4 protein-coding genes are annotated in these 13,858 nt (G+C 41.0%); all 4 read left to right on the top strand.

What is annotated here, in order from left to right; all coding sequences use genetic code 11:
• On the top strand, nucleotides 1-3,644 hold a 3,644-nt coding region (locus OPS28_RS09155; RefSeq protein ID WP_265609158.1), incomplete at its 5' end, for a non-ribosomal peptide synthetase.
• Nucleotides 3,641-9,010 (top strand): MupA/Atu3671 family FMN-dependent luciferase-like monooxygenase, encoded by a 5,370-nt coding sequence (locus OPS28_RS09150; RefSeq protein WP_265609157.1) that lies wholly within the window; start codon nucleotides 3,641-3,643, stop codon nucleotides 9,008-9,010. The genes OPS28_RS09155 and OPS28_RS09150, both read left to right, overlap by 4 nt.
• Nucleotides 9,011-9,023: 13 nt before the next feature.
• A complete protein-coding gene (locus OPS28_RS09145; RefSeq protein WP_265609156.1) occupies nucleotides 9,024-12,272 on the top strand; it encodes a type I polyketide synthase in 3,249 nt (1,082 codons plus the stop codon).
• Nucleotides 12,269-13,858 (top strand): condensation domain-containing protein (locus OPS28_RS09140; RefSeq protein ID WP_265609155.1); only part of this gene is annotated, 1,590 nt, incomplete at its 3' end. The genes OPS28_RS09145 and OPS28_RS09140, both read left to right, overlap by 4 nt.

Genomic DNA, 13,858 nt, shown 5'->3' with positions numbered 1-13,858 from the left:
TGGTACCGGGGAATGTGATAGTGGTGGCACAGTGGCCGCTGACCCCGAATGGCAAGATAGATAAAAAGGCGTTACCGACCGCGGATGCGACGGCGTTGCAGGGGGCGTATGTGGCGCCAAGCAGAGAGATGGAAACGGAGCTTGCTATCTTGTTGTCTGAGTTATTAGGCATAGACAAAAATAGTATTAGCATGTCATCTAACTTCTTTGATTTAGGTGGTCACTCACTATTAGCTGTCCGTTTTGTTTCACTCATTGAAGCCAACTTTAACAAAAAGCTTAGCATTAAAGGTGTGTTTGAATCTGACAGCATAGCAAGTTTGGCAAGACTGGTGGAACTCGCCCCAGAGATGCAGAAAAGAAGCCGCGTGTGTCCAATAAAACGTGAAGCAGACGAGTCAATATTGAGCTCATATGCTCAACAACGTATTTGGTTTATCGATCAGCTTCAAGGCGGTAGTCCTGAGTATAATATGCCACTTGCCCTTACTGTTGAGGGTAGGTTTGAGTTAAACGCTGCAGAGTTAGCTTTATCACAGATCATTAAACGCCACGAGGCATTGAGAACTGTCTTTGCGGTTAAAGGTGACGAAACAGTTCAAATAATTAAGCAAGATTTCAGTTTTAACTTGGTACATCATGACGTCTCAATGTTTGACACTGGCATTAGACAGTTAAAGGTTAAGGAGTTTATTTCTCAAGACAGGCTAACCCCATTTGATTTACGTAACGATTTAATGATCAGGGCCTCGTATATTAAAATAGGGGAAGAGCTAGGTGTGCTTATCTTTAACATGCATCATATTGCATCAGATGGTTGGTCTACACGTTTATTAGTTGACGAGTTTGTAGCAAATTACAGTAGACTTGTGAAAGGATTGCGTGAGCAATTACCAGTGTTAGCGATTCAATATGCAGATTATGCGCAGTGGCAGCGAGATTGGCTGAAAGGTGAGGTGCTTGAGCAACAGTTATCGTACTGGGAAAAGCAATTAGAAGGTGTGCCTGCTGTACATAGTATACCTTTAGACTTTTCTCGCACAGAGCTGAGTATGCGACGTGGTGCATTGGTTAAAAGTGTACTTAACCCAAAAACTGCACAAAAGTTAAAGTCGCTTGCTGTAGAGCATAAGATGACACTATTTATGCTATTGCATGCGGGAATAGCGTTGTTGATTTCAAGACATTCTAACAGCACAGATATAGTGATTGGTACTCCTGTTGCGAACCGTATGCAGAGTGAGCTTGAAGACATCATTGGATTCTTTGCAAATACATTGGTGTTAAGAGCGAATACCGAGTATAAAATTCTGGTTGATTATTTAGCTCATATAAAGTCGTTACATCAAGATGCTCAGTCACATCAGGATATTCCTTTTGAGAAACTGGTTGAGCACTGTAACGTTACTCGAAGCACCGAACATACACCTCTGTTTCAGATCTTATTCAGCATGAATACTGCAGAGCAGGGAGAACTTGAGATTCCAGGCGTTAAATTTAGTCCTGTAGAAAATGAAACCTATGTTGCCAAATTTGACTTGGATATCAGTGCAAGAGAAATAGCGAATGGAATTGAGCTGTCATGGATTTATGACACGTCAATCTTTACACATGAACATGTTGAACAGTTTAGTGAACACTTGAATAGGCTGTTGTCTCAAATGGCTGAAGCTCAAAATGATGCTTTATCTCAACTGTCTATGCTAAGTGACAACGAAGTGTCTATGTTAACTGAGCAGTTGAATTCAACATCTTTCGATAATCCGTCGGAACAACTGATCCACGAGCTGTTTGAATTACAGGCCGACAGTGAGCCAGAAAAAGTTGCCATGACTTTTGCCGAAAAACATATGACTTATGGTGAGCTAAATAGTGCTGCAAACAAGTTGGCTCATTATTTAAGAGAACGAGGTGTTGTTGAAAACAGCGCAGTTGGACTATATGTAAATCGTGGCTTTGAAATGATAATAGGAATACTTGGCATTATGAAAGCTGGAGGAGCATATGTTCCTCTGGAACCCAGTTTTCCTGAATCAAGATTACAATATATACTGGACGAGTTGCAGTTAGCTTATATTTTGGATGGGCTAGGGGATTGCCAACAATTTGAATTACCTCATAACTGCAAAGTTATGAAAATGGTTGATGACTTTTTTACCACAAGATTGGAGGCTTTTCCCAGCAACTCTCCTAACTTTGGTTCACAAAGTTCAGAGAGTTTAGCTTATATTCTCTATACATCTGGTTCCACAGGTAAACCTAAAGGAATTAAACAAACACACCGTACGATCAGTAATTTAATTTATTCTACGGCTGAGCATGATGGAGTGAGTAAGAGCATGCGAACGTTGCAGTTTACACCTTATACGTTTGATGTCTCGATTCAAGAATTAGCAACATGTTGGTTTACTGGAAGCTGTTTAATTGGTATTAGTGCACAGACAAAAAACAATTTGAACGAATTGCCAAGGCTACTTCTGGCTGAAAATGTAGAACGATTGTTTATTCCTCCTGCCGTTTTACAGTTTATTGCTGAGCAGGTAGCTGAAACACAAGAGCAATTGCCTGACCTAAAAGAAGTGTTCTCTGCAGGAGAAGAGCTGATTGTTACACCTGCTATTAGTGCGTTTTTGAATAGTCATCCAAATTGTCGTTTATGGAATTGTTATGGGCCAACTGAAACGCATGTAGTCACCATGACGGAAATACAACATAATTTAGGAGTGCACTCGGCATCCATAGGGAAACCGATTAACAACACCAAATTATATTTGCTGGATATGCAAGGAAATCTGGCTCCTTACGGATCGCCTGGGGAGTTATATGTTAGTGGAGCCGGTTTAGCGAAGGGTTATATAGACTCAAGTCTTAATTCAGGTCGATTTATCAATAATACTTTCGACAATGCTCATGAAGCGCTGTTGTATAAAACCGGAGACTTGGTTAGATACCTCCCTGATGGAAACCTTGAGTTTATTGGTCGTGCTGATGAACAGGTTAGCATTAATGGTTTCCGTGTTGAGTTAGGTGAAATAGAGAAGCAAGTATCTGACTACGAAAAGGTGAACTCTTGCGTGATCTCATACAGAAAGTGTGGGCTTGGGATAAAGCGTTTGATGGCTTATCTCGTGCTAAAAGAGCAATACCTGAAAGATATAGAGTTTGGTGTACAAAATGACGAGTTGACTAAGGAGTTAGGAGAATATCTCGCCAAGATATTGCCAAGCTACATGCTCCCGTCATCTTACATTGTACTTGAGCAGTTTCCTTTAACGGCAAATGGCAAAATTGACAAGAAGAAGTTGCCTTTGCCTGAATTAGGCTTAGCCGAATCTGAGATTATTGCTCCCTCAAATGAAGTAGAGGAGCAACTGGTTGAAATGATGTCCGAGCTTTTGCAGGTGGCAGCAGACAAAATATCAGTGAACTATAGCTTTTTTGAATTAGGCCTTAGCTCATTGCGATTATTTTCGTGTGTTAATTATATTAACAAAGAGTTTGGGTTAACACTGACCGTAGCAGACTTATACAAAAATAATACGGTTCAGCTGTTAGCAGGGAAAATTAACGAATTTAACTTATTAACCCAAATATCGGCAGATGAACAGGAAGAAATGTCGTTCATTGAGGATGGAGAAATATGAATACTTTAGAATCACTTTTGCGTCATTTAAGTGCTAACGATGTAAAACTAAATGTTGAAAATAACAAAATTAAGTACAAAGACCCCAAAAATATTGTCCAAGGTGAGGTACTTGAAAAACTGAAGGAACATAAACTAAGTATCATTGATTTACTTCAACAAACTCAATCTGACGGCAATGTGTCCCTGGTTGGAAAATATCAGGTTGGCAAACCAATACCTGTTTCACAATATCAAAGAAGCTTGCTCTTTTCTGAGCAATTGACCAAAGAAGGTGAGGGCAACAATCTAGCGTTGAGCTTTAGGTTTAAATATCAAATCGATGGTGAACGCCTGACACACGCACTGGCTAATTTATTTGAGCATAACGACGCATTACGCTTAGGTTATCTGCATCAAGATAATGATTGGCAGGCTAGATTAAACCCTATGGAAGTGATGAGTTGTGAGGTACAGCAATCAACAGAAGATAAATTAGTAGAAGACTTTGGTAATGTTGAAAACTACTGTGTTCACTACATCAAAGAAAAGTTTAAATTTGATGGTTCTCCACTCACTCGAGCTCAAATTCTTCAGCTTGATGAGGAAGATATGTTACTCAATATCGCAATTCACCACTCTGTCTGTGATGGAATATCACTCTCGCATTTGGCTCAGCAGCTAGAGTCTTATTTTGGTGAAGAGAAAATTGACGGTGGAGCGCAAAAAGCTTCATATCTCGATTACTTAGTTTGGCAGGAAGAGCAAACACATAATGACGGTCTGTCGTACTGGAAAGATAAGCTTTCAGGCATACCTGATACAATAGACTTACCTTTTGATAATACTCGACCTAGTCAAATGACTTTTGCTGGCGCAACCTATCAAGTGGCGCTACTAGAGTCCCAAAACAAGAAGTTGGCTCAGCTGAGTCAGGCGCTAGGTGCCAGTCAGTTCAACTTGATATTGTCTGCATTTAATAGTTTCTTAAGTCGTTATACGGCTCAAAAAGACATTGTAGTCGGTGTACCATTTGCGAACCGCGAGCTCTCTGACGTTGAGCAAATGATTGGCCTGTTCATAAATACATTGCCGATCAGAACCCAGCTCACGGAACAACAAACTTTTAAACAATTGATATCTCAAGTATCTGAAACTCTGCAAGAAGCATCCATTAACCAACAAACACCATTGGTAGAGATCATTGAAGCGGTCAACCCTGTTAGAAGTGCCAGTTACTCGCCACTTTTTCAGGTGTTGGTTAATTATTTAGATGCTCCTGTTGGTCAGACTGTGAGTGAATTCCAGCAAAGTGTATTCAATCTTGGCGATCAGAATGAGCAACTCGCAAAATATGATTTGTCACTAAATATTGTAAACAGGGGGGGGACACACGAGCTAATATTCGAATACAATAATTTATTATTTACTCCGCAAACAGTGATAAGAATGGCTGAGCACTTTGTCTCTATGTTAGAGAGCATGCTGGACTCTCCTGACTTATTATTGAGTGAGCATAGTGTATTAACGGAAGATGAAAAAACACTTATTGAGAGTATCAATGCTACTCAAGAGCCATTACCGCCATTAATAAACCCTAGCCAATATATTGAAGAGTTGGCTGCAAATGTACCTGATAAAACAGCCATCATATTCCAAGACGACGAGTTGTCATTTGGTCAATTTAATAAAAAAGTTGATTCAATTGCGAGCTACCTTGTTGATGCTGGGGTTAACAAAGGTGATAGAGTTGGACTTTATTTTATTCGAACCATAGATATGGTTTGTGCTATGTATGCTTGCTTCCGCTTAGGCGCAGCGTATGTGCCATTAGATCCGAGCTATCCACAGCAACGTATACGTTATATATGTGATGATACAAAACCCAACTGCGTTTTATCTTTATCAATCTTAGAGTCGAAGGTTTCTGAGTTAGGCATAGAGTGCCCAATTTTATTTGTTGATACACAAAAAGATGCGTTGCAGGCTACACTACCCTCCGTGACTTTAGAAGGTGATGATACCGCGTATATCATTCACACTTCAGGCACAACAGGAAATCCAAAAGGGGTGGAAGTCAGTCACCGCAATTTACAAAACCTGCTGATAAGCCTGGATGAGACATTTGACGAAAATGCGGAACAAACCTGGCTAGCACAAACAAGTATTAGTTTTGATATCTCTATCATCGAACTAATCTGGACATTATCGCGAGGCAAAAAGGTTGTGTTACAACAAAGTAAGCCTGCAGATCTAGTCAAGTTTGAAAACAACAAAACAACTAAACCTCTCGATTTTAGTATTATGTTTTTCTCTGCGGATAGCAGGGAAGAAGATAAGTACGACTTGATGCTTAGGTCTTCTACGTTGGCTGACCAAAATGGCTTTAAGTCTGTTTGGCTACCGGAGCGGCATTTTGGGGAGTTTGGAGGGGCATTTGCTAGCCCATCCATCACTTGTGCTGCTCTGTCAACAATTACAAAGCATATTCAGCTTCGCGCTGGAAGTGTGGTGCTACCTTTGCACGACCCAATCCGGGTAGCTGAAGAATGGTCGATGATTGATAACCTCAGTGATGGCCGTGTTGGACTTGCCCTGGCGTCAGGTTGGCATCCAAATGATTTCGTTTTCCAAGGAGCTGACTATGAAAATAGGCATCAGATGTTGCGAGAAAAGCATGCTCAGCTCCAAGACTTGTGGCAAGGAAAAACGATTATTAGGAAGAATGGTATAGGTCAAGAGCACGAAGTTGCGATTCGTCCAACACCAAAACAAAAAGAGCTGCCAACTTGGATAACTGCCGCAGGTAACCCTGAAACTTTCCGTTATGCAGGTCAGGTAGGCGCAAATATTTTGACTCATATGTTGGGTCAAACAATGAATCAGTTAAAAGACAATATTGCCATTTACCACGCTGAGTTGGAAAAACATGGTCATGCTATAGGTGATAAAGAAATCACTTTAATGTTACATACATATTTGGATGTAACTACTGATATGGCACTGTCTACGACGGCTGAGCCATTTAAAGGTTATATCGGCTCTTCAGTTAACTTGATTGCACCATTTGCGCAAGAGATGGGCATGGATATGGAAGTGCAAAAAGCGCAAATCATTGATATAGCGTTCGAACGGTTAAGTCAAACCAGTGCGCTCTTTGGCACTGTTGAGTCGTGTCAAGATCTGTTGAGCCAGATCCACAACTTAGGTGTAACTGAGATAGCATCACTAATTGACTTTGGCGTAAAATCCGACAAAGTTTTGTCTAGCTTAGAAAAGTTAACTGTTGCTAGAAAAAAACATCAAACGACTTGGGAGCTTGAGAACAGTTTATCAAGCTCTAATTATATGAGTGAATTAGAACTCATCGAGAAACATGATATTAGTCATGTGCAAATGACACCATCTCAAATGAAAATTTTGCTCAAACAATATGAACAAAATGCGTGCGAGCTAAAGGTGACTGACTGGTTGCTTGGTGGAGAGGCATTACCTAAGACGTTGGTAGAGCAACTGACAAGCATCAGTGGTGGACGCTGTCATAACATGTATGGTCCAACCGAAACAACAGTTTGGTCAGCATGGCATGAAGTAACAGACGGGCGAGTTGTTATTGGTAAGCCGATATATAACACCGAATTTTTATTGTTAGATGAAAACAAAAAGCCAGTTCCTATTGGTGTGTCTGGCCAATTGCATATTGGTGGTAGTGGTGTATCAAAAGGATATTGGAATAAGCCTGAATTAACCGCCAAGTCTTTTGCTCAGGTTGACCTAGGGGCATTAGGAGCAGGTACTTATTATAGTACTGGTGACTCAATGCGAATGACCGCCGATGGATACTTCGAATATATTGGCCGTATTGATGACCAAATTAAAATTAACGGCTATCGAATCGAACAAAAGGAAATAGAGAAGAATATTACAGAGCTGAATGGAATCAAAGATTGCAAAATTGTTGTTAAGAGTAGAAGTGAGGACGACGTTTATCTAGCAGCATATGTTGTCAAATCCGATCTGGTTGTTGGTGGGTATACGCAACTTCCTGCGGAAGAAGAAGCTAAACCATACAGCTTTACGGATGGCTCGTTAATCTTTCATCAAAGTGATCATCAGCTTGGTGGCTTATACAAAGAAATATTTGAAGATGAAATTTACTTTAAACATGGAATTGAAATTGGGCCTGGAGATGTTGTAATGGATGTTGGGGCGAATGTCGGGGCTTTTACAATGGCTGCGCAACAACGCCAGCCACTCGCTCAGTTCTTTGCGTTTGAACCGATTCCACAAACTTTTTCTGCATTGAAAAAGAACTTCGAACATCGAAATATTAATGGGCGTTTATTCAACTGTGGTATTTCCAATAAACCTGAAACAGCCACGTTTACCTATTATCAAAATATGTCTGGCTTATCTGGTCGCTTTGCTAATATTGAAAGTGAAAAAGCGGCGGCAAGGGCTGTTATAGGAGATGGAACAGATCTTCTTCAGGGCGACTCCAGAAATGATGTTGAAAAGTATCTGCAGGAAGTTTATCAATCTCAAGATGTAGAATGTCGTTTAGACACAATCTCTAATGTAATTAAAACGCAGAGTATCAAACAGATTGATTTACTTAAAATCGATATAGAGAAAAGTGAGTGCCTGGCGCTGCAAGGCATAGAGGATGAATATTGGCCTCGTATCAAACAAGTGGCAATGGAAGTCGATGGTGATGAACATTTGGCGTTTGTTACTGATACACTTGAAGGCCATGGTTTCGAAGTATTTGTCGATGACTTTATTCGCGCCAATACGGATGAAGAAGGTGAGTTTAATGTTTACATGCTTTATGCGCATAACCGCCGTTTCCGGCCTGGAGAGTCAGAGCAGGCAACCTCTATTGAAAACTATACGGACACCGACATAAAGCAAAAGCTCTTAGAGAAGTTGCCTGAATTCATGGTTCCTTCGGAAATATTCTTCTTAGAAAAGATTCCAATGCTGCAAAATGGCAAGCTTGACGTTTCGTCATTAAAGCGCATGGCAAATGAGCAAATGAAGCTTAAGTCTAACAAAGTTGCAGTAAGTGAACATGAAAAGAAAGTTGCACATATATGGAACTTAGTCCTGAAGCGGGAGAATAGTCCTGTAGATATAAGCTTTTTCGAGCTAGGTGGTACGTCATTCGACATCGTTAATCTGCAACGAGAGATGAAGTTAGAATTTGACATCGAGCTTTCGATCATCGATTTGTTCCGCCATAAAACAATCATGGAGCAAGCAGCTTTAATCAAAACGGGTTTAAAAACGAAAGCAACAAAACCTGTAAAACAAGAAAAAGCCGTGACCCGAAGAAAGTCGATGCCAAAGCGTCGTAAGACTAAAAACAATATGACTGTAGAATAAGGAAGGGAATATCATGTTTAGCCAAGAATGTTCAGAATTTGACGTTGCAATTATCGGTATGGCAGGACGCTTTCCAAAGGCGAAAAATGTACAAGAATACTGGAGCAATTTGCGTGATGGTGTAAACAGCACGCGTTTTGCCAGCGAAGAAGAGCTGGTAAACGCTAGCGTTTCCGAAGAGGTTATTGCAAACCCAAACTTCGTCAGTGCAAGTATTCAATTAGAAGATACCGACCAATTTGATGCTGGCTTTTTCCAAGTTTCACCATCGGATGCAATGTTATTGGATCCCCAGATTCGATTATTATTGCAAACAAGCTGGCATACGCTTGAGGATGCGGGTTATGACAGCTTTAACTATTCGGGAAGTATCGGAAACTTCTGCAGTATGGGCACGGGTGACTACTTACAAAGGTTGATAAGTCATAATCCCGCACTTGCCAATCAAAACCAGCTGCAAACGCGAATTTTGAACGAAAAAGATTTCCTGGCTACACAAGTCTCTTACAAACTCAATTTAACTGGGCCAGCGATGACAGTGCAAACAGCATGTTCGTCCTCCCTATTGGCAGTACATCTGGCGTGCCAAAGCCTTATCAGTGAGGAATGTGATATGGCCCTGGCCGGTGGAGTGCAGGTAGATGCAAGTAACTCACAGGGGTATTTTTATGCTCCTGGTTCTATCATGTCTCCTGATGGTTACTGCCGGGCTTTTGACAAACAAGCACAGGGTACAGTGCAAGGCAACGGTGTTGGTATGGTTTTACTGAAAAGGCTATCCAGCGCTATTGAGGACGGCGATAAAATCTATGCTGTGATAAAAGGAACTGCGGCCAACAATGATGGTTCGGATAAAATGGCGTACACCGCACCCAATGTTGATTCGCAACGTGATGTCATTTTAGAAGCGTTGTCGGTAAGTGATATTGATCCGGATACTATTGGCTTAATAGAAGCGCATGGTACAGGAACGCCGATTGGTGATCCTGTTGAGATGACCGCTTTAACAGAAGCATATAGACAGTTTACGCAAAGAAACCAATATTGTGCTATTGGTTCTGTAAAAACTAACATTGGCCACCTTGACGCTGCATCTGGGATCGCATCTTTGATTAAGGCTGCATTATGTGTTCATCATGGTGAGTATGCGCCAAGCTTAAATTATAGTGAGCCAAACCCAGCACTCAGGATAGAACAGTCACCGTTTTATGTTTGTGATCAACACGCATCTTGGGAGTCTAAGGATTACCCTCGTCGTGCTGGTGTAAGTTCGTTTGGAGTTGGGGGAACTAATGTTCACTTAGTACTGGAACAGGCGCCAGTAATAAGTGCTGAGACGAACTCTCAACCGTATTACTTTATTCCATTATCAGCAAAGTCGCCTAAGGCTCTTGATCAGCTAAAACAGCAGCTTGTCCATCAACTTGAGACAGACGACACAGTAATACTGGCTGATATGGAACATACTTTGACGTTTGGCCGACACCCTTTTGAATACAAATTCAGTGCAATATGCAAAGAGAAAGAGCAATTGCTGGCTCAGCTTAAAGGAAGTAGTTCTGAGTTATGCCAGCAATCTGTATCAACATCAAAAAGCGATGTTGTATTTATGTTTCCGGGCCAGGGGAGCCAATACCTGAAGATGGCTCAAGGTTTGTATCAAAGTAATGTGACTTTCAAGCAACATATGGATGCGTGTTGTGAGTTGGCTGGACAATACCTGCCCGCACCGTTGGAAAGTTATATCTTTGGTGAGCATGGTGATTTACTGGCACAAACTGAAATTACGCAGTTGGCAGTATTTTCAGTCGAGTATAGCTTGGTAAAAATGTGGAAAAGTATGGGGATCTTGCCTGATGCTGTCACTGGACATAGTTTAGGTGAGTTTACCGCAGCCTGCATTGCTGGCGTGATAACACTCGAAGATGCGATAATGTTGATTTTCTATCGCAGCAAGTTAATGTCAGAAATGCCTCGTGGAAAAATGGTGTCTGTTAATGCAACTGTTGAGCAGGTCGAGCAGGTCTTATGTGACAACGTTGTAATTGCTGCTATTAATAGTCAGCACCACATCGTTTTGGCTGCGGATGAAGAATCAATGGCGCAGCAAGTACATGTGCTCACAAATCAGGCTCTTAGTTATAAAGACATAAAGACTTCACATGCATTTCATAGTCCTATGATGGAAGGAATGTTACCTGCATTTAAGGAAAAGCTTGAAGAGGTTGAGTTCCATAGCCCTTCACTTCCTTTTTATTCAACATTAACAGGCGAATTAGTTGACGATGAACATCTTTGCACAAGTGATTACTGGATTGAGCAAATTAGACAACCAGTGTTATTTGCCAAAGCGATTCGCTCCATTTTCGAAGAGATGGAAACGTCGCTATTATTAGAAGTTGGTCCGGGCTCTGCATTAACGTCTTTCTCAAAAGCGACTCTTGGGCATGCGCAAATAGCTTTTGCATGTTTGCCAAGACAGTTGGACTCGCTCGACGAAGTTAAGTCATTGTTATTGGCTAAGTCACAACTGTGGCACGGTAATGTTAAGTTTGACAAGCCAGCATTCTCACCTGAACAAATTGGCAAGATTGGCAGCTTACCTGGTACTGTATTTCAAACTCAGTCGTTCTGGGTGCAAGAGTCAGAGGGAACCGATACAGAGCGTTATCGTCAACATCAAAGTTTAAAAGAGCTGGCTGAATCAGCAGACAACAAAGACAAAGATATACGTGCACTTAAAGTAGGGGTGAGATTATCATTTGCCGAGTCTGAGCAGCATTCTGATGAGCTTATAAGTGCACTAGAACAAGCTCAGCACGCGTTTATTGAAAAGCTTGTGTCTATCATGCCTGAGTATGGCGCACAGCTGCAAACTACAGTTGAATCTCAGTGGCAAACCACGCTGAATGAGGAGGTTTCAGAGCAAGCTGTTGAAGCTCAAGCCGCACAGAGTAATAGATTAACAACGACAGAATATGTCGCACCGCAAACTGAAATTGAGCAAGGTCTCGCTAAGCATTGGCAAACCGTGTTGGGTTATCATCCAGTTGGTATTAATGATGACTTCTTCGCAGTGGGAGGAGACTCACTTACAGCAACAACCTTACTGGCAAAAGTTGTTAAAGAGTTTCAAATTACATTGTCTTTTGAAGACGTTGCTGAGGCACAGACAATCGCGCAACTTGCCAAAGTCATTGAACTCAGAATGTGGCTAAAACAGGAAAAAGGTGAGGAGTTAGAAGAGGTTTTTGAAATATGATGGCTGTTGAGCAATTATTATTGCGTTTAAAAGACAATGGGATTCGGGTCACATTAAAGCAGGGGAAGTTACTGGTTCATGCAGGAAAAGGAACATTTACTGATGAATTGAAACAGCAACTGAAAGACAATAAAGATAATATAGTCAAATACTTATCCCGAAATAATATCGATAACCGAAGTCTTGTTGTAGCTTCTGTTAGGCCTGATAAGATTCCTTTGTCTTTTTCTCAACATCGTCTGTGGTTTATCGACCACCTACAAGGAAGTAGTGCCGAATATAATATGCCTTTAGCTTTGAAGGTTGAAGGTCAGTTTGATGTGGGTATTGCTGAGCAAGCACTTACCACTATTATTGAAAGGCATGAGGCGTTACGCACGGTATTTTTGAGTGATAATGGAGAGCCGTATCAAGTTATTAAACGTGATTATCATTTTGCAATTGAGCAATTTGATCTTACGAAGTTTGATTCGGAAGAACAGCGGCGACGAGCAGAAGAGATAGTCTCTGGACAAATCACTAAACCCTTTGATTTAAAAATTGATTTAATGGTGCGAGCGGCTTTCGTTCGTACATCCTCAGAAGATATATTGCTGTTTAATATGCATCATATTGCTTCTGATGGCTGGTCTTTCGGTGTTTTGATAAAAGAGTTTACAGCAATTTATCAAGCGATCTCAGAAAGCAGCGTTAATCCGCTTTCTCCTCTAGCTATTCAATATTCAGATTATGCGCAATGGCAACATGATTACTACCGAGAAGAACTATTAGAAAGCAAACTGGAATATTGGCGTGAACAGTTGGCCGATATACCAGTTGTACATAGTTTACCGTTAGATTTTCCTCGCCCAATACAAAAACAAATTAGAGGTGAATTGGTTATTAGTCGTCTTAAACCGGATGTATTTAATCGTCTGTTAGCATTTACTAAAGAAAGTAAGATGACTCCATTTATGTTGCTGCATGCTTGTTTATCGCTTGTATTCTCAAAATATAGTAATAGCCATGACATTGTAATTGGCACACCTGTCGCCAATAGAACCCAAACCGAACTTGAGCCATTAATTGGCTTTTTTGTTAATACATTAGTGCTCAGGGTGAATACTGAATATGAGAAAGTTAGCCAGTATCTTGAACATGTTAAAGCTGTGCACCAAGATGCACAAAGCAACCAAGATCTGCCTTTTGATCAGTTAGTTGAGCATTGTGACATCCCTAGGGTGGCGAATCATTCTCCTATCTTCCAAATTCTTTTCAGCATGGAAGTTAATGGAGCTGAAGGTGTATCTCTGCCTGGCGTAAACTTTTCGCCCGTTAAAGGGAGCGAAGAGTTGGTACAGTTTGATATTGATATCAAGGTAAAGGTGACCACACATGGAATAGATATTTTCTGGAAATACGACACCTCGTTATTCACCAGAGAATCAATTGAGCGATTCAGTTTACACTTTAACAACTTAGTTGCCAGTTTAGTTAATGATTCAAGTGGACTCCTTGCCGACTTGGACATGATGGATGAAGAAGAGACCCGTCATCTGACTCACCAATTGAATGAAACAGCGGCGACGTACCCACACGATGTGTGT

It is taken from the genome of Alteromonas sp. ASW11-130 (assembly GCF_026183735.1).
GTDB lineage: Bacteria > Pseudomonadota > Gammaproteobacteria > Enterobacterales > Alteromonadaceae > Alteromonas.
The sequence above is the reverse complement of the archived record's forward strand: the minus strand, read 5'-3'. Positions and strand labels throughout refer to the sequence as shown.

What these genes read in the sequence shown, in the direction of transcription:
- OPS28_RS09145 (WP_265609156.1), top strand. Translation starts at nt 9,024, where the DNA reads ATGTTTAGCCAAGAATGTTCAGAATTTGACGTTGCAATTATCGGTATG.
- OPS28_RS09150 (WP_265609157.1), top strand. Translation starts at nt 3,641, where the DNA reads ATGAATACTTTAGAATCACTTTTGCGTCATTTAAGTGCTAACGATGTA.